This is a genomic window from Arsenophonus endosymbiont of Crataerina pallida, assembly GCF_964020125.1.
Classification (GTDB): Bacteria; Pseudomonadota; Gammaproteobacteria; order Enterobacterales; family Enterobacteriaceae; genus Arsenophonus; species Arsenophonus nilaparvatae.
Genome location: NZ_OZ026540.1, coordinates 1,101,492 through 1,128,283, shown reverse-complemented (window position 1 = coordinate 1,128,283; position 26,792 = coordinate 1,101,492). Strand labels below are relative to the sequence as shown.

Annotated in this window: 15 protein-coding genes, 1 tRNA gene, 3 rRNA genes, 4 pseudogenes and 1 riboswitch; of the genes and pseudogenes, 9 read left to right on the top strand and 14 right to left on the bottom strand. The window is 42.0% G+C overall.

Annotated elements, in window-relative coordinates; translation table 11 throughout:
- Positions 1-49: 49 nt before the first annotated feature.
- The 4 genes from AACL31_RS05640 to AACL31_RS05625 all read left to right on the top strand — a co-directional run bounded on the left by AACL31_RS05640 (position 50) and on the right by AACL31_RS05625 (position 2,875).
- Positions 50-838, top strand: coding sequence for an antA/AntB antirepressor family protein (locus AACL31_RS05640; RefSeq protein ID WP_339053681.1), 789 nt, complete (start codon positions 50-52; stop codon positions 836-838).
- Positions 810-2,234: an SNF2-related protein gene (locus AACL31_RS05635; protein ID WP_422389275.1), complete on the top strand. Its 1,425-nt coding sequence runs from the start codon at positions 810-812 to the stop codon at positions 2,232-2,234. The genes AACL31_RS05640 and AACL31_RS05635 overlap by 29 nt, the downstream gene beginning before the upstream one ends.
- A gap of 195 nt (positions 2,235-2,429) precedes the next feature.
- Positions 2,430-2,606, top strand: coding sequence for a hypothetical protein (locus tag AACL31_RS05630; RefSeq protein WP_310513667.1), 177 nt, complete (start codon positions 2,430-2,432; stop codon positions 2,604-2,606).
- Positions 2,607-2,629: 23 nt separating this feature from the next.
- Positions 2,630-2,875, top strand: a complete 246-nt coding sequence (locus tag AACL31_RS05625) for a hypothetical protein (RefSeq protein WP_310513666.1) — start codon at positions 2,630-2,632, stop codon at positions 2,873-2,875.
- 235 nt (positions 2,876-3,110) lie between these two features.
- Here the strand turns inward: AACL31_RS05625 and AACL31_RS05620 are convergent.
- The 8 genes and pseudogenes from AACL31_RS05620 to AACL31_RS05585 all read right to left on the bottom strand — a co-directional run bounded on the left by AACL31_RS05620 (position 3,111) and on the right by AACL31_RS05585 (position 15,007).
- Positions 3,111-4,344: pseudogene (locus AACL31_RS05620) on the bottom strand (tyrosine-type recombinase/integrase).
- 237 nt (positions 4,345-4,581) lie between these two features.
- A pseudogene (aceK, locus tag AACL31_RS05615) lies at positions 4,582-6,306 on the bottom strand (bifunctional isocitrate dehydrogenase kinase/phosphatase).
- A gap of 76 nt (positions 6,307-6,382) precedes the next feature.
- Positions 6,383-7,693 (bottom strand): isocitrate lyase, encoded by a 1,311-nt coding sequence (gene aceA / locus AACL31_RS05610; protein ID WP_310513022.1) that lies wholly within the window; start codon positions 7,691-7,693, stop codon positions 6,383-6,385.
- Between the two features lie 54 nt (positions 7,694-7,747).
- Positions 7,748-9,388, bottom strand: coding sequence for a malate synthase A (aceB, locus tag AACL31_RS05605; RefSeq protein WP_339053814.1), 1,641 nt, complete (start codon positions 9,386-9,388; stop codon positions 7,748-7,750).
- A gap of 387 nt (positions 9,389-9,775) precedes the next feature.
- A 5S ribosomal RNA gene (gene rrf, locus AACL31_RS05600) occupies positions 9,776-9,891 on the bottom strand.
- Positions 9,892-10,045: 154 nt separating this feature from the next.
- Positions 10,046-12,949 (bottom strand): 23S ribosomal RNA (locus tag AACL31_RS05595).
- A 373-nt stretch (positions 12,950-13,322) separates the two neighbouring features.
- Positions 13,323-13,398: transfer RNA gene (locus AACL31_RS05590), tRNA-Glu, on the bottom strand.
- Positions 13,399-13,485: 87 nt separating this feature from the next.
- Positions 13,486-15,007 (bottom strand): 16S ribosomal RNA (locus AACL31_RS05585).
- Together the 16S, 23S and 5S rRNA genes with 1 tRNA gene alongside form the textbook arrangement of a ribosomal RNA operon.
- A gap of 651 nt (positions 15,008-15,658) precedes the next feature.
- On the opposite strand from AACL31_RS05585, the gene purH reads away from it, so the two are divergent.
- Together purH and purD are read left to right on the top strand one after the other, a co-directional pair.
- On the top strand, positions 15,659-17,248 hold the full coding sequence (gene purH, locus AACL31_RS05580; protein WP_310513051.1) for a bifunctional phosphoribosylaminoimidazolecarboxamide formyltransferase/IMP cyclohydrolase: 1,590 nt from the start codon (positions 15,659-15,661) through the stop codon (positions 17,246-17,248).
- A gap of 16 nt (positions 17,249-17,264) precedes the next feature.
- Positions 17,265-18,548, top strand: coding sequence for a phosphoribosylamine--glycine ligase (gene purD, locus AACL31_RS05575; RefSeq protein WP_310513052.1), 1,284 nt, complete (start codon positions 17,265-17,267; stop codon positions 18,546-18,548).
- A 5-nt stretch (positions 18,549-18,553) separates the two neighbouring features.
- Here the strand turns inward: purD and AACL31_RS05570 are convergent, their stop codons facing one another.
- The 6 genes from AACL31_RS05570 to nudC all read right to left on the bottom strand — a co-directional run bounded on the left by AACL31_RS05570 (position 18,554) and on the right by nudC (position 23,099).
- Positions 18,554-19,144, bottom strand: coding sequence for a DUF1481 domain-containing protein (locus AACL31_RS05570; RefSeq protein WP_310513053.1), 591 nt, complete (start codon positions 19,142-19,144; stop codon positions 18,554-18,556).
- A 98-nt stretch (positions 19,145-19,242) separates the two neighbouring features.
- Complete coding sequence (locus AACL31_RS05565) at positions 19,243-19,515, bottom strand: HU family DNA-binding protein (RefSeq protein WP_119711947.1); 273 nt, start codon at positions 19,513-19,515, stop codon at positions 19,243-19,245.
- A 131-nt stretch (positions 19,516-19,646) separates the two neighbouring features.
- Positions 19,647-20,219, bottom strand: a complete 573-nt coding sequence (locus AACL31_RS05560; protein ID WP_339053813.1) for a YjaG family protein — start codon at positions 20,217-20,219, stop codon at positions 19,647-19,649.
- A 74-nt stretch (positions 20,220-20,293) separates the two neighbouring features.
- Positions 20,294-20,962, bottom strand: coding sequence for a deoxyribonuclease V (gene nfi / locus AACL31_RS05555; protein ID WP_310513239.1), 669 nt, complete (start codon positions 20,960-20,962; stop codon positions 20,294-20,296).
- Positions 20,963-21,137: 175 nt separating this feature from the next.
- Positions 21,138-22,202 carry a uroporphyrinogen decarboxylase gene (hemE, locus tag AACL31_RS05550; protein WP_310512562.1) on the bottom strand — a complete coding sequence of 355 codons (1,065 nt, stop codon included), beginning with the start codon at positions 22,200-22,202 and terminating at the stop codon, positions 21,138-21,140.
- A 105-nt stretch (positions 22,203-22,307) separates the two neighbouring features.
- The gene (gene nudC, locus AACL31_RS05545; protein ID WP_310512561.1) at positions 22,308-23,099 is read right to left on the bottom strand and encodes an NAD(+) diphosphatase; all 792 of its coding nucleotides are present in this window, start codon (positions 23,097-23,099) and stop codon (positions 22,308-22,310) included.
- A gap of 144 nt (positions 23,100-23,243) precedes the next feature.
- Positions 23,244-23,361: riboswitch (TPP riboswitch) on the top strand.
- A 117-nt stretch (positions 23,362-23,478) separates the two neighbouring features.
- Between nudC and thiC the strand changes: the two are divergent.
- From thiC to AACL31_RS05530, 3 genes and pseudogenes are all read left to right on the top strand, one after another.
- Positions 23,479-25,414 (top strand): annotated as a pseudogene (gene thiC, locus AACL31_RS05540) (phosphomethylpyrimidine synthase ThiC).
- Positions 25,398-26,051 (top strand): thiamine phosphate synthase, encoded by a 654-nt coding sequence (gene thiE / locus AACL31_RS05535; RefSeq protein WP_310512560.1) that lies wholly within the window; start codon positions 25,398-25,400, stop codon positions 26,049-26,051. Before thiC ends, thiE begins: the two are co-directional and overlap by 17 nt.
- Positions 26,044-26,792 (top strand): annotated as a pseudogene (locus tag AACL31_RS05530) (HesA/MoeB/ThiF family protein). Before thiE ends, AACL31_RS05530 begins: the two are co-directional and overlap by 8 nt.

Below are 26,792 nucleotides of genomic sequence, written 5' to 3'. Positions count from 1 at the left end.
CTTGCTAAGGGGCAATCTTTCATCAATTTCATTATTGAGGAATACCTTTATGTCAAATTTAATCAACATCGAAACAAAAAACATCAATGGCGGATTAATCCAAACGGTTAATGCTCGTGATTTACATGCGTTTTTGGAAAGTAAGCAGGAGTTTGCTAATTGGATAAAAGATCGCATTCAACAATATGGTTTTATTGAACATCAGGACTTTTTGATAAATTTATCAAAAACCCCAAATGGAGGCCGTCCAGCAAAGGAATATCATATTTCCCTCGACATGGCGAAAGAGCTATCAATGGTTGAGCGCAATGAAAAAGGGAAACAGGCCAGACAGTACTTTATTGAATGTGAGAGACGAATTTTACAACCTCAAACATTACTACCAACGGCAAAAGAACTGGCGCTCATGGTTGTTCGTGCCGAGGAAGAGAAAGAAAAGTTATTACTGGAAAATAAAAACCTATCAACCGAAAACGATTGTCTTAAAAATCTATTCAAAGAAGGCATGACCCCTACCCAATTTAGCAAAATGCTTAACGGCGTGAATAGTCAACAGATAAATCATTATCTTGCTGAGATTAAGTGGCTCTATAACGACAGTAAGTCCGGCAACAATTTACGCTGGCGTGTTGCCGCTACCGCTCGGGATAAATATTTAACCGAAAAACAAAACGAAATAAGCCCCCATGGTGCAAATAGCTTTATTAGCTATCGCCCTGTTTTGCTCAGAAAAGGCGCACAGCGACTTTATGACCAGTATTTGGCTGACAAACTCCCCATGAAAAAGAACTGGAACGGATTACATACCCATGACAAAACTATCCAGATTGTCGCCTGAACAAAAGACAATCGCAAAAACCTTCACCCCTCGCCCTTACCAAAATCTCATTATCAATCACCTGCTCGATATTAAACGCTCAAATGTCTGGGCGGGGATGGGAATGGGTAAAACAGCAGCAACCCTGACGGCATTAGAAAATCTCTATTTATCAGGCAGTGAAACCAAACCCACACTGGTATTAGCCCCTTTACGGGTAGCCCAATCCACTTGGCCTGACGAAGCGCTTAAATGGGGCCACCTGCGTAATATTGAAGTGCAGCCCATTATTGGCACTGCAAAAACGCGGATGACAGCTCTCAAAAATACCCATGCCAGCGTATTTACGGTCAATTATGACAATCTCGTCTGGCTGGTTGAAACACTAGGTGACAGCTGGCCTTTCGGCACGATTATCGCTGACGAGAGCACCCGGTTAAAATCATTCCGGCTACGCAAAGGCGGTAAACGCACCGCTGCACTCGCCAAAATCGCCCATAAATCGGTTCATCGATGGGTAAATCTGACCGGTACGCCTTCACCGAATGGCCTGATGGACTTATGGGGGCAAACCTGGTTTGTTGACCAGGGCGAACGGCTAGGCAGAACCCATAATGCGTTTACGTCTCGCTGGTTTAACCGTATCCAGTTCCCCGGGCAACAGTGGAGCAGGTTTGAGCCTTTAGGATTTGCGCATCTACAAATTCAGTTAGCACTCAGCGATGTCACGCTATCCCTTAATGCCGCTGATTGGTTTGATATCGACGAACCCGTACACAACGTTATTAATGTTGAACTACCCGCGAAAGCGCGAGCACACTATCAGGCCATGGAAAAAGAACTGTTTCTTGAATTGGGCGAGAGTGCGATTGAAGCGTTAAATGCCGCGGCCAAAACAATAAAATGTTTGCAAATTGCCAGTGGTGCTATTTATAGCGATGACAATCGCAACTGGACAGCGATACACGATGTCAAAATCCAGGCACTGGAGAGTATTGTTAATGAATCAGGAGGGACGCCAGTACTGGTCGCTTACCATTGGAAACATGACCTTGAAAGATTAGTAAAAGCGTTTCCAAAAGGCAAAATGTTAGACGCTAACCCACAAACCCTTACCAACTGGAATAGTGACAAAATCCCGTTGCTTTTTGCCCACCCCGCAAGCTGTGGACACGGCTTAAATTTACAGGACGGCGGTAACATTCTGGTCTTTTTCTCCCATTGGTGGGACTTGGAGCAGTACCAGCAAATTATCGAGCGTATCGGCCCCACGCGTCAAGCGCAAGCCGGACATAATCGCCCTGTCTTTATTCATCATATCGTCGCTAAAGATACACTCGATGAAGTGGTGATGGCGCGCCGTAATTCAAAACGGGCAATACAGGATTTATTACTGGAAGCGATGAAGAGAAAGTAAAAAAGACCAGCGCAAGGCTGGCCAACACCAGGTAAAAAAATTGTGAATAGCAAACACACAAGCATATAACTATACCAAAGTATATCAAAACTGTATATATAAACAGACTTAACCTTAAATTTACAAAAATTTATACTTTAATATCAAATAGTTATCATTAACATTACCATTCTCATTAACAACGGAGAGCCCACCATGTGGATTTTAATCCTAGGCATGTATGCCAGCCCTTATGCATCGAGTAACTTTGCAAGTGTTCATACTCAGGAATTTGACACTGAGAACATGTGCCAATTCGCCGCTAAACAGTTTGAGCGTGAGTTTGAAACTTTCAAGGATATCAACGCCAAAGCGATTTGCGTTAAGAAATAAGCTAATTTTACAAAGGCCAAACCATGAAACTTAACATCATCAAATTATTAATCACGACATTATTGTTTATCAGTGCAGCGTTCTCCTTCGAACTGATAGTTGGACATCTTGCGCACGCCGATACCGTCATTGACCCACAAATCAGGTTTAAACGTGGCGAATTAGGCAATATCCATTTAGGCGGGCAAGAGCTACTGGTTATCGGCATTATGATAGTGCCAGCACTCTTTGTCTATTTAGGGGTATTCCTCGACACATTGAAGAAATAGCATAGAGCGAATAAGCATTATCCCACCTGAATTTACCCCACTCAAATTACCCATACCGAAAGGTAAGCGTTTAACAGTAATAAAGGAGAATATCCTATGAATGAATCCCCTTTTGTCAAAACCAGTGAACTGGCAAAAAGGTACAAAGTGTCAACTCACACTATCAGACTATGGGCGGGTAACGGATACCAACGGCGGGAAGGTTTTCCACGCCCTCGGTTTAGATCTGATGAGCTTAATTTTGCCCGGCAGGATATTCTGGATTGGGAGATGGGTAAACGATTTGATTAACTTTATTCCACCAGCGATCATAAGCCTCTCGCTGTTCCTCTAGGTAGGTATGCTTGTCGTATACCTGCCAAATCCCCGGTAGTTTATGCCCTAACATGATCTCAGCAACATGGGGCTGGGTTAATTCCGCAACCCCCGTACGCATGGTTTTACGCAAATCGTGAATTGACCAGTGAGTATAGTTCTCAAATCTGCGAGCCATTTTTTTGTTGAGATTGCTAATAAAACTAATATGCCCACTGACACACAAAGGTTTCCCTTCTGAGACGGTAAATAAATAATCACTGCCATAATTCAATTTTTTAGCAGTTCTGATCAATTCCTCTGCCTCGGGGATAATAGGCCGGATAATGGGCTTTTTGCTTTTACACCCTGTTTTATGATTCTCTGGTGGCACTGTCCATATTCCTTTAGTAAAATCGAAATCAGCCATTTTTGCTTTTAGCAATTCACCTATCCGGCAACCAAACAATAACGCTAGGTTGATTATCAGGGCATTTCTAGGGTTATAGTCTGGCGCATCAATTAACGCAAATAATACCCTGAGCTCGTTGCTACTCAACACTCTCTCGCCTTGTTGCGTTTTTACCCCTAAATCCTGTGAGGTAACATCGATAAGTGGATTTAAAGAAATAATCCCCCTGCGAATTCCCCCACCGATGGGCAGTTTTGGTATAACGTAAAATCCGTGCTCCTATCGCCGGTTTCGCTTTCACCACCTCTTCAATTAGCGATAGCCAGACATGCAAGTGCGTTTCGTTGTGGGGTAAATTGCCGATCTTGGGGAAAACATAAATTTCAAATGACCGTAATATCTCACCGGCTTTAACCTGTGAATTTTTAAGCGATTTCTCCCACCAGTCACGAATAACGGATTCAACCGTTCGCGCTTCAACTGATTTTTGTTTACGAGTGCGTTTGACCACTTTCGGGTTTCTGTGCTGCTCTAGTTCACCACGGTAAAAAAGCGCACTATCACGCGCATCTTTTAAACTAATTGCCGGATAGGTTCCAATGTCTATCCGATCACCTTTCCCCTGCCAACGATAGCGATATTGAAAAATGACTTTACCTTTTGGTGTCACGCGAACCGATAAACCCTCTCTGTCGGATTTAGTCACCATTTTAGCTTGTGGCTTACCATTTACCGCTCTTAACCAAGAATCACTTACCGCCATATTTTTTTCTCCTTACGTCTTTTTTATATAATATTTCATGTACACCAATATGTACATAAATTTGATGACACAAGGAATATAATAGGTGACTGAAAACAGTCATTCTATACTGAGATAAAAAATAAAATCATTATAAAACAAAGTATTAATTTTAATTTATCGACTGTCAGTGGCTGTTGACGACTGTTATTGAAGCTTCCATTTTATTTATATTATATATGACAACACTTGCTTATATTAAAATGAGCGTTGACAAAACCTTTGCTTTACCGGATAAGCAAAAACATCGGCTATATAGCCCTGACATATTTTTTCTTGTAATGATTGCCAATATTCTGCACTAAACAGATCAGCATGGTACATTTCAAAATATTTCCTAATAGCTGGATCATTACAAAGAAAATGGCGGAACTCTTCTGGAAATACATCATGTTCAGCCACACTATACCAAGGCTCATCAGCCATTTCTTGCTCGGGATAAAGTGGCTCTGGTATTTTTCGAAAATTCATTTCAGTCATATAACAAATTTCATCATAATCGTAAAAAACTACCCGTTTATGACGAGTGACACCAAAATTTTTAAATAACATATCACCTGGAAAAATATTTGCTGCCGCCAATTGTTTAATAGCATTACCATAATCTTCAATGATTCATCTTAACTCTTCACTTTTAACTTGATCAGTATAAATATTTAGTGGGATCATCTTTCTTTCCATGTAGAGATGACGGATCAAAATCTTATCACCTAAATCTTGCAGTTTTGATGGTATTTCACGCCATAATTCTGCCATCAATTCTTCACTAATATGTTTTTTGGCGATGACAAAATTCTCAAACTCCTGCGTATCCGCCATTCTACCAACACGATCATGTTCCTTAACTATTCGATAACATGCCTGCACCCGCTCTTGCGTAACTTGCTTTGGTGGCAAAAAGCGATCTTTAATCACTTTAAAAACTCGTTCAAAAGAAGGCGAAGTAAAAACTAGCATTACCATGCCTTTGATACCCGGAGCAATAATAAACTGTTCTTGTGAAAAGTTTATAAAAGCCAGGTATTCTCGATAATACTCGGTTTTTCCATGTTTCTGACAGCCAATTGACATATATAATTCGGCAATTGACTTTCCCGGTAAAATATCTCTTAACCAAAAAACCAACGCCGCAGGAAATGGAACGTAGACCATAAAATAGGAACGAGCAAAACCAAATATAATACTGGCATTGTTATAATTAGTTAGGCAAGTATCAACATAAATACCACCTTGCTCATTATTATGGATTGGCAATAAAAATGGATAAACAATTTTCCCAATCATTATTTTACCTACTACCCAAGCTGCTTTATTACGATAAAATAATTCATTTGCTATCTCAAATTTGACGTCAGCTAATTGTTTAGCAGAAAATGTCTTTTTAAGATAACTAACGATATAACTTACATCTCTCGGTAAATCTTCCCAAGCTAGACGGAACGGAATATCCATTAAAATATTTTCTATGGTTTTTTTAAGCCCCATATGAATAGAAAAACAACGAGATAACGGACGCGGGGTATCACAAAAACGATTTACTGGCTGTGAAGTAAAAATAAATAAATTATTAGGAGTAAGATCACAATGTTGAAATAATCGACAATAGACTGAATTAAAAAAACTTTCCGCTATTTCAAAACGCGGGTAATCTTCTAACAGTTTAATATAACGCTGCTTAATTTCTGCTAATAATTGGTTAGTAAACTCAGCTATTAAATTCATCTGCCCAAGTTGTTTAACAACCAGATCGACATGATGATCGTAAAGATTAATTCGCTTTTTCATCGCTTCTTGTACACCGTGCCAATCAGCATCTTCAAAACGTTGCTGGGCACTTGATGTTACTTCCAAAAAACGACCATACTGCGCATCAAAGCCTTGTAAAATTGTCTCGGCAATTAACTCTGCTGAATTTAAGGTCATAAATCACGCCCTCATTTCGACAAATTAAGCTTTATTAACATCAAATCCATCAGGCTAAATAACATAAGCAATATATTTAAAACTGCTGCTCTTCAGTTGAACCGGTTAGTGCCGTGACAGAAGAAGTTCCATCTTGAATAATGGTTGTTACTTTATCAAAATAACCCGTGCCTACTTCCTGCTGATGAGAAGAAAACGAGTAACCCTGCTTAGCAGCAGCAAACTCCTTTTCCTGAATTTTCTCAACATAATGCCTCATTCCTTCACCTTGAGCATATGCATAAGCTAAATCAAACATGTTAAACCACATACTATGAATACCAGCTAAGGTTATAAATTGAAATTTATATCCCATTTCAGATAATTGTTTTTGAAAACAGGCTATGGTTTTATCGTCCAGGTTTTTCTTCCAATTGAAAGATGGAGAACAGTTATAAGCCAACAACTTATTCGGATATTTAGCATGTATAGCCTCGGCAAATATTTTAGCCGCATCTAAATCGGGGGTTGATGTCTCGCACCAAATCAAGTCAGCATAAGGAGCATAAGCTAAACCTCGACTAATTGCTTGTTCAATACCCGCCTGGGTACGGAAAAAACCTTCTTGCGTTCGTTCGTTGATCATAAATTTTTCATCGTAAGGATCGCTGTTTGACGTCAGCAAATCTGCCGCTTCAGCATCGGTACGTGCAATCAAAACCGTAGGAACACCACAAACATCAGCCGCCAAACGTGCGGCAATTAACTTTTCAATAGCTTCTTGCGTCGGCACCAATACCTTACCACCCATATGACCACATTTTTTGGCGGCAGCGAGCTGATCTTCAAAATGCACAGCCGCAGCGCCGGTTTCAATTAATGTTTTCATAAGTTCAAAAGCATTCAATATGCCACCAAAACCGGCCTCCGCATCAGCAATAATTGGCAGAAAGAAATCAATATATTTAGCATCGCCTGGATTTATATTATTTGCCCATTGAATTTGATCGGCTCGACGAAAGCTATTATTAATCCGTTTGACAACTTCAGGAACAGAATCAACAGGATAAAGCGATTGATCTGGATACATACTCGCAGCAGTATTAGCATCAGCTGCCACTTGCCAACCCGATAAATAAACTGCCTCTATACCCGCCTTTGCTTGCTGCAGCGCCTGACCACCGGTCAATGCACCTAGCGCATTGACATAATCTTTCTTTGATTTGCCATTAATTAATTGCCAAAACTTTTCAGCACCATTGCGCGCTAATAAATAATCGGGATTTAGTGAACCACGCAATTTGACAACATCTTCAGCACTGTAAGTGCGAATAATTCCTTTCCAACGAGGGGAAGAGCACCATTCTTCTTCAAGTTGCGTAATTTGTTGTGATCTAGTCAGTGCCATTTTTGTCTCCCTCATACGAGTTAATTAGATATTAAATAGCTAAAATATTTTTTTTCAGTCAAGTTGTTGATAACCCGCCAAGGTCAAAAATTCGATCAACTCATCCTGAGTGGTAATAGAGATCATCAATTCCACAGCTTCGCGAAAACGGCCATGTTGAAAACGAACATCACCTAGTTCCTGCTGAATAGTCTGTAACTCTTCATCCAACATTTCTAAGAACAATTCTTTGGTTATTTTTTGTCCATTAGATAATCTTTTTTGATGACGGATCCACAGCCAAATTGAAGTACGCGAAATTTCTGCTGTTGCCGCATCTTCCATTAATCCATAGATCGGTACGCAACCATTACCAGAAATCCAAGCTTCAATATATTGAACCGCAATGCGAATATTCGCTCTCATCCCCTCTTCTGTACGCTCACCATTACAAGGCTGTAATAATTGTTCAGTGGTAATAGCTTCATCATTCTCACGCATGACATCTAGTTGATTTTTTCTTCCCGCTAATGTCTCATTAAAAACAGCGGTTGCAATATCTGCTAAAGCAGGGTGAGCAATCCAAGTGCCATCATGGCCATTTTTAACCTCTAATTCTTTATCTGCTTTAACCTTTGCCCATACTGCTTCATTCTGTGTTTGATCTTTAGTCGGAATAAAAGCCGACATTCCGCCCATCGCAAAAGCGCCTCGACGATGACAAGTCCTAATTAGTAAACGAGAATAAGCATTTAAGAAAGGTTGTGTCATTGTTACTGCCTGTCGATCCGGTAGCACGCGATCATCGTATTCTTTTAGAGTTTTAATATAACTAAAAATATAATCCCAACGACCACAATTAAGCCCAACAATATGATGACGCAGATAATAAAGAATTTCGTCCATCTGAAAGACAGCTGGTAGTGTCTCAATAAGTACAGTTGCTTTAATTGTACCAATGGATAATCCGTATCGCTCTTCGGTATAGCTAAATACTTCACTCCACCATTGAGCCTCTTTATAAGATTCTAATTTGGGAATATAAAAATAAGGGCCACTCCCTTTTTCCAATAGCTTTTTATAGTTATGAAAGAAATAAAGTGCAAAATCCAATAATGCCCCTGGAATTGCTTTTCCTCGATATAAAATATGTTTTTCAGGTAAATGTAAGCCTCGCACACGAGCCATCAAAACAGCCGGATCAGACTTTAATTGATAAACTTTGCCTTGCTTATTAATAAATGAAATAGTGCCATTAACCGCATCACGTAAATTAATTTGTCCTTCAATCAATTTTTCCCAAGCAGGTGAAAGTGAGTCTTCAAAATCAGCCATAAAGACTTTTACATTAGCATTCAAAGCATTAATAATCATTTTACGTTCTACTGGACCGGTTATTTCAACTCGACGATCAAGTAAATCTGCAGGAATACCTTGTATTTTCCAATCATCCTTCCTAATTGAAATAGTTTCTGGCATAAAATCAGGTAAAATACCTTGATCAATCTGCAACTGTCGCTCAACTCTAGCATTAAGTAAAACATCATAAGGTCCAGCAAACTGCTCAACTAAAGCTGTTAAAAAATCAATTGCGGCTGGTGTCAAAAGTTGCTTTTCTGGTGCCAAAAGTTGCTTTTCTGGTGCCAAAAGTTGCTTTTCTGGTGCGCCAAACGGTTGCAAAAAAGTTAATTCATTGATCACTGTCTGCTGATCCATGGAGCATCTCCTTTAATATAAGGTACACTTGCTAAAGACTATCTCAAAATCAGCAAAAATCAAAAACCCTTTCATTTTCCAAAAAAAGATATCTTATTGAAAATAAATAATTTATTTCAAATATAATAACGATAATTAACTTAATTTAAGACAACGAAAATGTTGCATATTTGTTATATAAATATGTATTTAATGGATTAAATGTAATATTACAAGAAGAAATAAGGGGAAAAACATTCTAGCCTAGTTTTTTTCTTTTTTCTCGATTCATAGCAAATCAAAAAATTTATAAATAAAATTTTACAATAAATAAACTAAACCGTTTTACGATATAACTAGCCAAACGTCAAAAAGCCACCCAAGGGTGGCTTTCTTAACATAATCAAAGTCTGGCAGCTCCCTACTCTCACATGGGGAGACCCCACACTACCATCGGCGCTACGGCATTTCACTTCTGAGTTCGGCATGGGGTCAGGTGGGACCACCGCGCTATTACCGCCAGACAAATTCTTTTCTATTTATCCCGTCTTATTTCGCTGCCTTACAGTCTGCTCACCTACCTCAGTAGCGAACACACCTCGGCCTTCAGTAAAATTCGACCAGATTCAATCTCAAAACAAGCTAAAATTCTCTCTCTCAAAACACCTTCGGTGTTGTCAGGTTAAGCCTCTCGGGTCATTAGTACTGGTTAGCTCAACGTATCGCTACGCTTACACACCCAGCCTATCTACGTCCTCTTCTCGAACACCCCTTATAGGACATTACTGTCAGGGAAGACTCATCTTGAGGCAAGTTTCCCGCTTAGATGCTTTCAGCGGTTATCTCTTCCGCACTTAGCTACCAGGCGATGCCATTGGCATGACAACCTGTACACCAGTGGTGCGTCCACTCCGGTCCTCTCGTACTAGGAGCAGCCCCCCTCAATCTTCCTTCGCCCACGACAGATAGGGACCGAACTGTCTCACGACGTTCTAAACCCAGCTCGCGTACCACTTTAAATGGCGAACAGCCATACCCTTGGGACCTACTTCAGCCCCAGGATGTGATGAGCCGACATCGAGGTGCCAAACACCGCCGTCGATATGAACTCTTGGGCGGTATCAGCCTGTTATCCCCGGAGTACCTTTTATCCGTTGAGCGATGGCCCTTCCATTCAGAACCACCGGATCACTAAGACCTACTTTCGTACCTGCTCGCGCCGTCACGCTCGCAGTCAAGCTGGCTTATGCCTTTGCACTAACCTCACGATGTCCGACCGTGATTAGCCAACCTTCGTGCTCCTCCGTTACGCTTTGGGAGGAGACCGCCCCAGTCAAACTACCCACCAGACACTGTCCTCAGCCCGGATTACGGGCCTAAGTTAGAACATCAAACATTAAAGGGTGGTATTTCAACGTTGGCTCCATACAGACTGGCGTCCACACTTCAAAGCCTCCCACCTATCCTACACATCAAGGCTCAATGTTCAGTGTCAAGCTATAGTAAAGGTTCACGGGGTCTTTCCGTCTTGCCGCGGGTACACTGCATCTTCACAGCGAGTTCAATTTCACTGAGTCTCGGGTGGAGACAGCCTGGCCATCATTACGCCATTCGTGCAGGTCGGAACTTACCCGACAAGGAATTTCGCTACCTTAGGACCGTTATAGTTACGGCCGCCGTTTACTGGGGCTTCGATCAAGAGCTTCGCCTTACGGCTTACCCCATCAATTAACCTTCCAGCACCGGGCAGGCGTCACACCGTATACGTCCACTTTCGTGTTTGCACAGTGCTGTGTTTTTAATAAACAGTTGCAGCCAGCTGGTATCTTCGACTGGCTTCAGCTCCGGATGCAAGACCCTTCACCTAATGCCAGCGTGCCTTCTCCCGAAGTTACGGCACCATTTTGCCTAGTTCCTTCACCCGAGTTCTCTCAAGCGCCTGAGTATTCTCTACCTAACCACTTGTGTCGGTTTGGGGTACGATTAATGATTACCTATCGCTTAGAGGCTTTTCCTGGAAGCTGGGCATCAACTACTTCACCACCTTGGTGGCTCGTCATCACGTCTCAGTGTTGTAGCAGTGCGGATTTGCCTGCACTACCCACCTACTCGCTTAAACCGGGACAACCGTCGCCCGGATAGCCTAGCCTTCTCCGTCCCCCCTTCGCAGTAACCCTTAGTACGGGAATATTAACCCGTTTCCCATCGACTACGCTTTTCAGCCTCGTCTTAGGGGTCGACTTACCCTGCCCCGATTAACGTTGGACAGGAAACCTTGGTCTTTCGGCGAGCGGGTTTTTCACCCGCTTTATCGTTACTTATGTCAGCATTCGCACTTCTGATACCTCCAGCAGACCTCTCAGTCCACCTTCTACGGCTTACAGAACGCTCCCCTACCCAACAACATCTAAATGTCGCTGCCGCAGCTTCGGTGCATGGTTTAGCCCCGTTACATCTTCCGCGCAGGCCGACTCGACCAGTGAGCTATTACGCTTTCTTTAAATGATGGCTGCTTCTAAGCCAACATCCTGGCTGTCTAAGCCTTCCCACTTCGTTTCCCACTTAACCATGACTTGGGGACCTTAGCTGGCGGTCTGGGTTGTTTCCCTCTTCACGACGGACGTTAGCACCCGCCGTGTGTCTCCCGTGATAACATTCTTCGGTATTCGTAGTTTGCATCGGGTTGGTAAGTCGGGATGACCCCCTAGCCGAAACAGTGCTCTACCCCCGAAGATGAATTCACGAGGCGCTACCTAAATAGCTTTCGGGGAGAACCAGCTATCTCCCGGTTTGATTGGCCTTTCACCCCCAGCCACAAGTCATCCGCTAATTTTTCAACATTAGTCGGTTCGGTCCTCCAGTTAGTGTTACCCAACCTTCAACCTGCCCATGGCTAGATCACCGGGTTTCGGGTCTATACCCTGCAACTTAACGCCTAGTTAAGACTCGGTTTCCCTACGGCTCCCCTATGCGGTTAACCTTGCTACAGAATATAAGTCGCTGACCCATTATACAAAAGGTACGCAGTCACACCCTTTCGGGTGCTCCCACTGCTTGTACGTACACGATTTCAGGTTCTATTTCACTCCCCTCGCCGGGGTTCTTTTCGCCTTTCCCTCACGGTACTGGTTCACTATCGGTCAGTCAGGAGTATTTAGCCTTGGAGGATGGTCCCCCCATATTCAGACAGGATAACACGTGTCCCGCCCTACTCTTCGAGTTCACAACACTTACCGTTTCAGATACGGGGCTATCACCCTTTATTGCCGGCCTTTCCAGACCCTTCTCCTGCGGTAAATATTGATGTTGACTCTGGGCTGCTCCCCGTTCGCTCGCCGCTACTGGGGGAATCTCGGTTGATTTCTTTTCCTCGGGGTACTGAGATGTTTCAGTTCCCCCGGTTCGCCTCGTTTGACTATGAATTCATCAAACGATAGTGCATTAATGCACTGGGTTTCCCCATTCGGACATCGCCGGCTAGTACGCTTCATATCAGCTTACCGACGCTTTTCGCAGATTAGCACGTCCTTCATCGCCTCTGACTGCCTAGGCATCCACCGTGTACGCTTCATTCGCTTAACCTCACAACCCGAAGGTGTCTTCTACTGTCTTTTTGTTGGGTTATGGCTGCGCGTCCACCAATTCTTTGTTGGGCAGTGCGCGCAATGCTCACGTACTTTAGTACGCTGCGCTTGCTGTGCGCTGGCCGCCTCGAATTGCTGACTGCTCGCTCATAACGCTTCATCATGACAACAAAAACCCAACTGATTGGAGTTTTGAGAGTTCTCCACACTATTTTTTCAATAATGTGTGTTTCAATTTTCAGCTTGTTCCAGATTGTTAAAGAGCATAATTGGTAAACCAACTCACTAAATTGGTTTAATCATTATTGCGTAAAGCACAAACAGTGCACAACACTAAAAGCGTGATGCACCGCCTTTCTAAATCACTAAAGTGGCGTCCCCTAGGGGATTCGAACCCCTGTTACCGCCGTGAAAGGGCGATGTCCTAGGCCTCTAGACGAAGGGGACTTCAAGCTCTTTAGTCAATCTTAGATTGGCTTTACGCGCTATTTCATCAGACAATCTGTGTGAACACTCACATTCCATCTATCTAGGTAAGGAGGTGATCCAACCGCAGGTTCCCCTACGGTTACCTTGTTACGACTTCACCCCAGTCATGAATCACAAAGTGGTAAGCGCCATCCAAAAGGTTAAGCTACCTACTTCTTTTGCAACCCACTCCCATGGTGTGACGGGCGGTGTGTACAAGGCCCGGGAACGTATTCACCGCGACATGCTGATCCGCGATTACTAGCGATTCCGACTTCATGGAGTCGAGTTGCAGACTCCAATCCGGACTTCGACGTACTTTCTGAGTTCCGCTTCCCATCGCTGGCTCGCCTCTCTCTGTATACGCCATTGTAGCACGTGTGTAGCCCTACTCGTAAGGGCCATGATGACTTGACGTCATCCCCACCTTCCTCCGGTTTATCACCGGCAGTCTCCTTTGAGTTCCCGACTCTACTCGCTGGCAACAAAGGATAAGGGTTGTGCTCGTTGCGGGACTTAACCCAACATTTCACAACACGAGCTGACGACAGCCATGCAGCACCTGTCTCAGCGCTCCCGAAGGCACTCCTCTATCTCTAAAGGATTCGCTGGATGTCAAGAGTAGGTAAGGTTCTTCGCGTTGCATCGAATTAAACCACATGCTCCACCGCTTGTGCGGGCCCCCGTCAATTCATTTGAGTTTTAACCTTGCGGCCGTACTCCCCAGGCGGTCGATTTAACGCGTTAGCTCCGGAGGCCACAGTTCATGACCACAACCTCCAAATCGACATCGTTTACAGCGTGGACTACCAGGGTATCTAATCCTGTTTGCTCCCCACGCTTTCGCACATGAGCGTCAGTCTTTGTCCAGGGGGCCGCCTTCGCCACCGGTATTCCTCCACATCTTTACGCATTTCACCGCTACACATGGAATTCTACCCCCCTCTACAAGACTCTAGCTAACCAGTCTTGAATGCCATTCCCAGGTTAAGCCCGGGGATTTCACATCCAACTTAATTAACCGCCTGCGTGCCCTTTACGCCCAGTAATTCCGATTAACGCTCGCACCCTCCGTATTACCGCGGCTGCTGGCACGGAGTTAGCCGGTGCTTCTTCTGTCGCTAACGTCAATTGCTAAGGTTATTAACCCTAACACCTTCCTCACGACTGAAAGTACTTTACAACCCGAAGGCCTTCTTCATACACGCGGCATGGCTGCATCAGGCTTGCGCCCATTGTGCAATATTCCCCACTGCTGCCTCCCGTAGGAGTCTGGGCCGTGTCTCAGTCCCAGAGTGGCTGAGATCGTCGCCTAGGTGAGCCCTTACCCCACTTACTAGCTAATCTCATATGGGTTCATCCGAAGGTGTGAGGCCAGAACGGTCCCCCACTTTGCTCCTTAGAGATTATGCGGTATTAGCCACCGTTTCCAGTGGTTATTCCCCGCCTTCGGCCAGATCCCCATACCTTACTCACCCGTCCGCCGCTCGCCGGCAAGGAAGCAAGCTTCCTTCCGCTGCCGCTCGACTTGCATGTGTTAGGCCTGCCACCAGCGTTCAATCTGAGCCATGATCAAACTCTTCAATTAAAAGCTTGATGCTCAAAGAATGTTTTACTGACCGTAACGCCCTTTTGTTCAACTCGCTTTGCCGATGTTTGACCACCTTCGCCGCTGCCGACCAAAATAACGTTACTGCATATTAGTTCATATATGAATTAACTGTTTTGTCACTCTTCAAGACTTTAAAATCAAATATTTTTTGATGATGTCTTGCGAGTGCCCACACAGATTGTCTGATTAATTGTTAAAGAGCGTGCGACCCAGGCCGCGAGGTGGCGTATATTATGCTTTTCACCTGTAAAGTCAAGTAGTTATTTCTACTTTTCTTTACCCTGCGTCAAGAAAATTCAATTCAATTGATTCGTTCTATACTGACTCAGTGGGGGGCGCATTATAGGCAGTTTTACGCAGCTGGCAAGCTTAATTTTGCATAATTTTGTTTAATTGATTAATTAAACAGCAAAGCATTATATTATACCGAATTATTAACAGAGTTATCCACAAAAATAAAATGACAAAAATTATAGCGAAATACGCAAACGTTTGCGTTACAATTGCGTTTGCGACAAAAAATATTTGATTGAAACTAGTTATTTTCGAATATCATTTGTAATAGCGAATAGCCATAAAATTTAATTAATGTTTTAAAACATTTTATTATTCCAAGGGATCTATTTCATGCCACAACTCCGCCCTATTCAGCGTGCTCTACTGAGTGTTTCTGACAAAGAAGGTATTGTTGAATTTGCTAAAGCTTTATCTCAACGTAAGGTTGAACTTATCTCTACCGGCGGTACAGCTAAATTATTGCTAGCGGCCGGGTTAACTGTTATAGAAGTTTCCGATTATACCGGATGGCCAGAAATGATGGCCGGCCGTGTCAAAACGCTTCATCCGAAAGTACATGGCGGTATTCTCGGCCGGCGCGGGCAAGATGACGAAATAATGAGACAACATCAAATTACGCCAATTGATATGGTTGTTGTTAATCTTTACCCTTTTGCAGAAACTGTTGCCAAGCCAGATTGTACGCTAGAAAATGCCATTGAGAATATTGATATTGGTGGGCCAGCCATGATCCGTTCTGCTGCCAAAAATTATAAAGATGTGGCGGTCGTGGTTAATAGTCAGGATTATCACAAAATCATCGAAGAGATGGATAATCAGCAAAACTCTCTAACTAACATGTTCCGCTTTGACTTGGCAGTTAAGGCTTTTGAACATACTGCCGCTTATGATTGGATGATTGCTAATTATTTTGGTAAGTTAGTACCTTCTTATTATGGTGAGATGAACCAGCCTTCAGGTAAATTTCCTCGTACATTGAACCTGAATTTTATTAAACAGCAGGATATGCGTTACGGCGAAAATAGTCATCAAGCTGCAGCTTTTTATATAGAGGAAAATAGAGCAGAAGCCTCTGTCGCTACAGCAAGACAGCTACAAGGCAAATCGCTTTCTTATAATAATATTGCTGATACTGACGCAGCCTTGGAGTGCGTAAAAAGTTTTTCCAAACCGGCTTGTGTCATTGTCAAACACGCTAATCCTTGTGGTGTTGCGGTCAGTACTGATATCTGTGCGGCTTACGATCACGCTTTTAAAACTGATCCAACCTCTGCATTTGGTGGTATTATTGCATTTAATCGTGAATTAGATGCAAATACGGCTAAAACAATTATTGAGCGTCAATTTGTTGAAGTCATTATTGCACCTGCGGTTACTGAAGCTGCCCTCGCAATACTTGCAAGCAAGCAGAATGTGCGTGTTCTGGCCTGTGGCCAATGGCATTCACCTATTGCAGGTTTAGATTTCAAACGGGTAAATGGTGGCTTATTGGTGCAAGATCGCGATTTAGGTTTAGTAACCAAAGCTGATCTGCGTGTCGTTTCCAAACGTCAGCCAAGCGAACAAGAAATAGATAATGCCCTATTTTGCTGGCATGTGGCAAAATTTGTAAAATCCAATGCCATTGTTTATGCCAAAAATAATATGACAGTCGGTATTGGTGCGGGACAAATGAGCCGAGTTTATTCAGCAAAAATCGCGGCATTAAAAGCGCAGGACGAAAATTTAGATCTTGTCGGATGTGCAATGGCATCTGATGCTTTCTTTCCATTCCGAGATAGTATTGATGCTGCCGCTACCGCAGGCATAACCTGTGTTATCCAACCAGGCGGTTCAATTCGTGACGATGAGATCATAGCCGCAGCTAATGAACATGATATCGCGATGATTTTTACTGATATGCGCCATTTCCGCCATTAATTTAGGGAGCAATAACATGAATATTTTAATTATCGGCAATGGTGGTCGTGAGCATGCTTTAGCATGGAAAGCAGCACAATCACCTCTCGCTGACAAGGTTTATGTTGCACCCGGTAATGCCGGAACTGCACTAGAAAAAAATCTAACCAATATTAATATTTCAATAACAGATATTATTGGATTAGTCGATTTTGCCAAAAATAATAATATTGGTTTAACGATCGTTGGACCAGAAATCCCCTTAATTCTAGGCGTTGTTGATGCTTTTCAACATGCCGGTTTAACGATCTTTGGTCCCAGTCAAAAAGCAGCACAATTAGAAGGCTCTAAAGCTTTTACGAAAGATTTTCTTACACGTCATCATATTCCGACCGCCACTTACCAGAATTTTACCGAAGTTGAACCCGCACTCGCCTACCTAAACAAAATGGGTGCCCCGATTGTTATTAAAGCTGATGGGCTAGCCGCAGGTAAAGGCGTGGTTGTTGCTATGACTTTAGAAGAAGCCAAAAATGCTGTTCATGATATGCTTGCCGGTAATGCATTTGGCCAAGCGGGTCACCGTATCGTTATTGAGGAGTTTCTTGACGGCGAAGAAGCCAGTTTTATCGTAATGGTTGATGGTGAAAATGTCATTCCTATGGCAACAAGCCAAGATCATAAGCGTGTTGGTAATAATGATAGCGGGCCAAATACAGGTGGAATGGGGGCATATTCTCCTGCTCCGGTTGTCACAGACATTATTCATCAGCGTGTAATGGATCAAATTATTTATCCTACGGTAAAAGGTATGGCGCTCGAAGATCGGCGATATCAAGGATTTTTATATGCGGGATTAATGATAGATAAACAAGGAAATCCAAAGGTTATTGAATTTAATTGTCGATTTGGTGATCCAGAAACACAACCCATTATGATGCGCTTACAATCTGATCTGGTAGAACTTTGTCTAGCCGGCGCTAAAGGAGAATTAGCGGGTAAAACATCATGTTGGGATGAACGCTGTGCCTTAGGTGTTGTCATGGCCGCTGAAGGTTATCCGGCCAATTATCGTAAAGGTGATATTATTGAAGGGATCAATGATAACCCAGCAGAAATGTGTAAAGTTTTTCACGCCGGAACAGAATTAAAACAAAACCAAGTCATTACTGCCGGTGGCCGTGTACTGTGTGTTACCGCGCTTGGAAAAACAATTCTTGATGCCCAAAAAGCAGCTTATCAGAAAGCAGAAAAAATATCCTGGACGGGTTGTTTCTATAGGGATGATATCGGTTATCGAGCACTCGCTCGTTTAAAATAAAAAATTTAAAGTTTCTCTTTTGTTGGCGCCCATAGACAGAAATTCTTATTGGCAACGAGCAATAACTCGTTGCCTTCTGGTGCTTCTAACCAGGCAATAGCCAAGTCATCTGAACTAGTCTTGGCTCTTTGCAACAACCAATTTTCAGCTTGAGCGGTAAACGATGTATCACGTTTTTCACCACTACAAGTTATAATTTGTCCTTGACGCCAATGACCTTGGTAAAGATGAACATTACCAGCAATAAGTGTGTTGCTCAATTCAATTAAACGCTCTGATTCAAATCGCCAGCGAACAATATCATCCTTAGTTAAAGGAATTTTGTTATTATTTATTATGCGCTGCATAAAAATAATATGGTCATTTTGATCAAATCTTAGCTGTTGTTGCTGTTTATTTTTATAGTCAAAAGATTGATACCGAATCTGCCAAAGTTTATTTTGACGATATTCAAAGAAAGTAATGGTAGTATTTTTGCCTTGGTAAGGACTATATACAGCGACAATTACTTGAGGGTTGCTTTTTTGATCATTTAAGCGCCATAGCCTAACGACGCCGGCGTCAGAAATAAATCCACTTGCGCTAAATTCGGGCATTTTAGGTTTACTGGTGCAAGCGCCAAGTAAAATGAGGATGTGCCCAATCAATAAAAGGGGTTTAATACCCCCTCTGAATATTCTCTTTCGCAACTGAATTACTTAACTGCTTCTTTCAGTGATTTTCCAGCAACAAATACTGGTACATTAGCGGCTTCAATTTTGAGTTCTGCACCTGTTTTAGGATTACGACCAGTACGAGCTGCACGATAATTAATCTTAAAAGTACCAAAACCAACGAATTGAACTTGCTCACCTTCTTTCAATGCATCTGTAATACATTCAATGACTGCTTCTAACGCACTTTTAGCTTGAGTCTTAGTCAAGTTTGCCTTTTGCGCGACACATTCAATTACATGACCCTTATTCATGTTCTTATTTACAGTCTTATTCATAAGTTATCCTTACACAGTGTGTTTATCATTTGCATAGCATCGAGTACGTTGGATATGTAGAACCTATTAATTCTTAATATACGTCCCGAAAGTACTCCTCTCCACCTTCACTGTAGAGCATAGTATACTTCACGGAGTTCGGATTTTAATCCTTTAATCAGCGCTACATCCCGCTCTTCACAAGCGGCAAGTAAACGGTAAATCTCCCATTGAATATCCCATTCTTCTTCAATGGTAAGCAATTCTTTCAGTTCTTCATCAGACATCTCTTTACCTGTCTGAGTCATCTCAAACATTGCGATAGTTCGAATCGAAATTTTACTTACTTCAATAGCACTTTCTAATGTTTCCCCACTTAAGTAAGAATGAATTATTTCACTTAACGCAATACATGCATCAATAGCAGGATGAACTCCGTATATATCAAAATCATTTGCGACGGGAATAACTTCCTCTAACTTTTCCAACTGATTATCAAAATCAATTTTACTATCTTTAATAATCAGTGATTCCCAGATTAAATCTAAAATAATACGATAACGTATTGGATTTAAAAAGCTCGTTTGTTTACAAAACAATTGATAATTAGGATACATACGCTCACATAAACAGGCCATGAAAGTAATATGCCGCCAACTATCTAATTTTGCCAACCGCAAATGAATTGGGTTTCTTAACATCAAATTTCTACTCACTTACCTTTTACGCCGAAGTTTACCTGAAAATCAACAGGTTCCACATATTTTAACTTTAATTATGCCAAATTCTGTTTCATTCGATTAAAAAACGCTCTATTAGAAGCGATTCCATCAGCCCAACGAGTAGGTTCAGGTAAACGATAACCTTTAATACAATGCTTAACCCATAATAGTGAAGCATCTAAACTGATTTTATGGCCAGGTGAGATATAAAGTGGTTTACATCTTTTTTTACTACGAAACACCCAACCAATTTGCTCATTATTATCATTCAATGGTTGGCAGCTTTCCACTATTTCATCTAAAGCTTCATGGTGACCACATAGACGACTTTTTGCTATACCAATCGTTGGAATATCTAATAAAAGACCCAAATGACTAGCTACTCCAAAACGACGAGGATGGGCAATTCCTTGGCCATCAACCATAATAAGATCGGGTTTATGTTGCAGTTTTTCCCAAACCGCCAGTAGTGCAGGATACTCTCGAAAAGAGAGTAAACCTGGAATATAAGGAAATTCAGTCGGTATACGGGCAATATGATATTCAACAATAGCAAGTGAAGGCCAGTGCATAACAACCATTGCGGCTCGGGTTATGGTACCTTTTTCTTCAAATCCAACATCAGCACCAGCAATAAGATTAGGGGTAGCAAAATTATCCGTAAGAATAATTTGTTTAGCTTTTGTGGTCTGTTCCTGACGTAATAATTTGGTATCAATCATATTTATTTTTACTTAAAAAATTTTTATATAAATATATTTTATTATTTGTTTTATAACACAAAATTTAAAAAAATATATTTAAATAATTGTAAATATTTAATTTAGATTTAATAATAAATAAAAAAATATAACAATTATTATTTATCGGCATTTTCTTTGTTTGGATAAACCTTACTTATTGATGATATTGCTCTGATAATTTGTGTACTGAATTAATAAAATTTTTAACATGCTCAGGTGGAATATCCTGGTGAATGCCATGACCTAAATTAAAAACATGGCCACTGCCCTGACCGAATTGCTTTAAAATTGTTTTAACCTCAAACTCGATACGTTCTTTTGATGCATATAATATAGAAGGATCCATGTTTCCCTGTAATGCAACCTTATCTCCTACACGAGAACGAGCCTCTTCAATATCTGTTATCCAGTCGATCCCTAACGCGTCACAACCGGTCGCAGCCATTGCCTCTAACCATTGGCCACCGCCTTTAGTAAATAAGGTCACCGGGACTTTACGCCCTTCATGTTCTCGCTGTAGACCATCAATGATCTGATGCATGTAATGTAAAGAAAATTGATGGTAATCAGGACCGGTTAATACACCACCCCAAGTATCAAAAATCATCACCGATTGAGCACCAGCCCGAATCTGAGCATTTAGATAAAGAATGACACTTTGGGCCAACTTATCCAATAATAAATGTAACGCTTTTGGCTCCGTATACATCATCTTCTTAATATGGGTGAAAGCCTTACTACTTCGCCCTTCGACCATATAAGTTGCCAATGTCCATGGACTACCAGAAAAACCGATTAATGGCACTTTTCCTTGTAACGCCTTGCGGATAGCGCGTACAGCATTCATTACGTAAACCAATTCTTGTTCAGGATCAGGAATTGGCAGTTTCTCTATATCAGCCACACAATCAATTGGACGCTGAAACATAGGCCCTTCTCCGGCTGAAAAATAAAGACCTAAGCCCATCGCATCAGGAATAGTAAGAATATCTGAAAACAGGATCGCCGCATCTAATGGAAAACGATGTAGCGGTTGTAATGTCACTTCACAGGCTAACTCGGTATTTTTGCACAATGAAAGAAAATCACCGGCTTGCTGACGAATTTTTCGATACTCCGGTAAATAACGACCGGTCTGGCGCATCATCCATACTGGGGTTTTATCAACTGGCTGCCGTAATAGCGCACGTAAGTAGCGATCGTTTGTTAATGCAGACATCATTAGCTCCATTAAATGGCAATTAGAAATTGCCATTTATCATCGTGTATTTGCCTTTTTCTTGTTGCTTAAATCAGCAACAACTTAGATATAGCGTGATTAATATTATTTGTATAAGTTATCATTTTCTTGCCGACATAAAGCCAGTGTATCTTCAATTAAACGGCGAGCTATGGTATCAGGAGGCGGTATAAGCGGTAATTTATCATGATGATACCAGTCCGCGCTAATTAACTCATCAGGATTAGCCTGGATTTCACCACTGGCATAATCAGCCAGAAAACCGATCATTAATGAATGAGGAAAAGGCCATGGCTGTGAAGCAATATAGCGAATGTTACTAATGATAATATTACTCTCTTCTTTTACTTCTCTTTTCACCGCTTCTTCAATAGTCTCACCTAGTTCAACAAATCCTGCTAATACAGTAAATATTGGCTTTTTTTTATGACGCCGATGTTGAGCCAATAAGATATGATCAGCACGCCGAATAGCAACAATAATACAGGGCGCAATTTGCGGATAATAGCGCTCATGACAATGACTACACAAGCATGCCCATTCGGTTAAGCTGGCTGTCATTTTGTTGCCGCAATAACCGCAATAATGGTGCGAACGATAAAACTCTGCCAGTTGAATACCGCGTCCAACTAGTTTAAATAGCCCCTCATCTTGACTGGCAATCCATCGCGGCGAACACATATCCGTTGGTGATTTTACTATAATTAACCAAATCGTTTCCGCTTGCCATTCACCAATAGGGAGTGCCTCTTTTCCTGTTAGCGACCAAAATTGGGCGGAACCTTTCGGTAAATCACCATTTGGCAACCAAATTCGACCACCAGAACTAACCACCCACCAGCCTGTTTCTGTTCCTGTTAACTTTTTTCTAATCATATAGCTCAATTCTTCTATATTTTATTGATTAGTGAATTTTGAAAATATGCCTTATTCATCAATATCAAGTGTCTATTTTGATTAACAGTTGTTTGATGAAGAAGTTATCCATTGCAGTTTTCATTATCTCTCTTATATACTGATATCATCTTGTCGGAGTGCCTAGTCGGTTTAATAATACCTACAGGCTGAGACCGTTAATTCGGGATCCGCGGAACCTGATCAGGCTAATACCTGCGAAGGGAACAAGAGTAATCAACCTGCGATTTTGACTTATCAAAAGTAAACAGCGCAATTATTATACTATTACTCTCACCGAGCTCCAGACAAGCAATTTCTCTCTTACGTGAACCATTTGTAATGATTATAGGAATTTGCTATGTTGAAAAATATTATTGCAACCAGCGATATTACCGTTAAAACCAATACCACTTCGCCACGAAAAGCACAACGTGAAGCGGCACAACGTTTTCTTGATAAGCTACAAAATATCAACTTTCCCAATTCAAAACGGATCTATTTAACAGGTTATCACTATAATACCCAAGTTCCTATGCGTGAAATTCAGCTTTCACCGACCTTGGTTGGCGGTACAAAAGATAAACCCTTGTTTGTAGAGAATGAGGCAATACCTGTCTATGATACTTCTGGCGCCTATGGCGATGCTGATGTAACTGTAAATATTAAGGAGGGTTTAAAAAAATGCCGCCAATACTGGATCCTCGATCGCAATGATACTGAGTTAGTTAAAAAACCAAGCTCTTATTTTACCCAACAACGACTGACTGATGCAGGATTGAATCATCTTCGCTTCAATCACCGACCACAACCATTAAAAGCCAAAACCGGAAAAACAGTCACGCAGTTGCACTATGCCCGTCAAGGGATAATCACACCTGAAATGGAATTTATTGCGATCCGCGAAAATATGGGACGCGAGCGTATCAATAGTAAAATATTAACTCAACAGCACCCAGGCCAAAGCTTTAATGCTAACCTGCCAAACAATATTACCCCTGAATTTGTTCGACAAGAAGTTGCCGCTGGACGTGCCATTATTCCAGCCAATATTAACCATCCTGAATCCGAGCCGATGATCATTGGTCGAAATTTTTTGGTGAAAGTCAATGCTAATATCGGTAATTCCTCAGTAACTTCATCGATTGAAGAAGAAATTGAAAAACTAATCTGGGCGACTCACTGGGGAGCTGACACCGTGATGGATTTATCGACAGGCCGCTATATCCATGAAACGAGAGAATGGATCTTACGTAATAGCCCAGTTCCTATTGGTACAGTGCCAATTTATCAAGCACTAGAAAAAGTCAATGGCGTTGCAGAAAATTTGAGCTGGGAAATATTTCGCGACACCTTACTTGAACAGGCCGAACAAGGCGTAGACTACTTTACCATCCACGCCGGTGTCTTACTACGCTATATACCAATGACTGCTAATCGATTGACGGGTATTGTTTCTCGCGGTGGCTCTATTATGGCCAAATGATGCTTGTCACATCATCAAGAAAATTTTTTGTATACCCATTTCGACGAAATCTGTGCAATCTGTGCTGCTTATGATGTCTCTTTGTCCCTTGGCGATGGATTACGACCTGGCTCCTTACAAGACGCTAATGATGAAGCGCAATTTGCTGAACTATATACATTAGGCGAATTAACCAAGGTAGCCTGGCAATATGATGTTCAAGTTATGATAGAAGGCCCTGGTCATATCCCAATGCAAATGATCCGCCGCAATATGACGGAAGAATTAACTCATTGCCATGAAGCGCCATTCTATACCTTAGGGCCTTTAACCACCGACATCGCACCAGGTTATGATCACTTTACCTCTGGTATCGGTGCGGCTTTAATTGGTTGGTTTGGCTGTGCCATGCTCTGTTATGTTACTCCAAAAGAGCACTTGGGTTTACCTAATAAAGAAGATGTAAAACAAGGACTTATTACCTATAAAATTGCTGCCCATGCCGCTGATTTGGCTAAAGGCCACCCTGGGGGCTCAAATTCGTGATAACGCCTTATCCAAAGCCAGATTTGAGTTTCGTTGGGAAGACCAATTTAATCTGGCTCTCGATCCTACAACCGCACGTGCCTACCATGATGAAACACTACCGCAAGCCGCTGGTAAAGTCGCCCATTTTTGCTCAATGTGTGGGCCTAAATTTTGCTCCATGAAAATTTCACAAGAAGTCCGTAAGCATGCAGCTCAAATGGCACAGATGTCGGTAACATTTCGCGCCCACGGTAGTGAGCTATACCACGATATGGAGACGATTTCCGATGACAAAATGGCCTGATCACGCATTTGCAACTACGGAGCATAAACTTGGCTTGTATCCAGTGGTTGATTCCGTCGAGTGGATAAGGCGCTTGCTTAGCGTCGGTGTTACCACTATTCAATTAAGGATCAAAGATCGATTAGCCAGTAACCTCGAACAAGATATTAATCAGGCAATTATGCTAGGCCAGCAATATCAAGCTCGCCTATTTATTAATGACTATTGGCAATTAGCCATAAAACATGGCGCCTATGGCGTCCATTTAGGGCAAGAGGATATTAATTTCGCTGATCTGAATCGCCTACAAAAAGCGGGATTACGCCTAGGAATTTCGACCCATAATCAACAAGAACTCATCAGAGCAAAGCAGTTAAAACCCTCTTATATTGCATTAGGACATATTTTTCCTACTACTACAAAATTAATGTCCTCATCACCGCAAGGTTTAGTAACCCTAAAACAGCAGGTTAATGACACACCAGATTATGCCACTATTGCAATAGGCGGTATCTCTTTAGCGTGTGTTCCCGCAGTGCTTGCAACTGGCGTCGGGGGTATTGCTATGGTTAGTGCGATCATCAAATCGACTAACTGGCGTAAAGTTGTTGCTCAGTTACTCTATCTCATCGAAGGTAAGGAAATGATCGATGCTTGATGATGCTATTTTTATGCGCTATAGCCGTCAGCTATTACTTGAAGAAATCGGTAATAAAGGACAACAAAAATTAACAATGAGCAAAGTGCTTATTGTGGGATTGGGGGGACTGGGTTCACCGGCGGCACTTTATTTAGCGGCGGCCGGTGTCGGCGAACTCTGGTTGGCCGATAACGATAAGCTACATATTTCCAACCTGCAACGACAAATTCTTTACCATACGCAGGATGTTTCTCAGCTTAAAGTCACATTAGCAGCAAAACAGTTTAATCAGCTCAATCCACAAATCAAGGTGAAAACATTTAACACCAAACAACATTATCATTCTCTCCGTCCACTTGTCCGCAATACTGATCTGGTATTGGATTGTACTGATAATATGTCAACCCGCCAGGCAATTAATGCAGCTTGCGTGGCAGAAAAAAACCACTCATTAGTGGTAGTGCAGTAGGGTTCAATGGTCAACTGTTAGTGCTTGAACCTCCCTATAACCAAGGCTGCTATGCTTGCCTTTATCCTGATACCAATGAACCCTATCAAAACTGCCGCACAGCAGGAGTTGTCGGACCGATTGTTGGCGTTATCGGCACTCTGCAAGCCTTAGAGGCGATTAAATTATTAATCAATTTACCTTCTTCTCTCAATGGAAAACTGAAATTATTCGATGGTAAACAACACAATTGGCATACCTTGCAACTTAGCAAAGCAAAAAGCTGTTTAGTTTGTGGAACCAGGAGATAA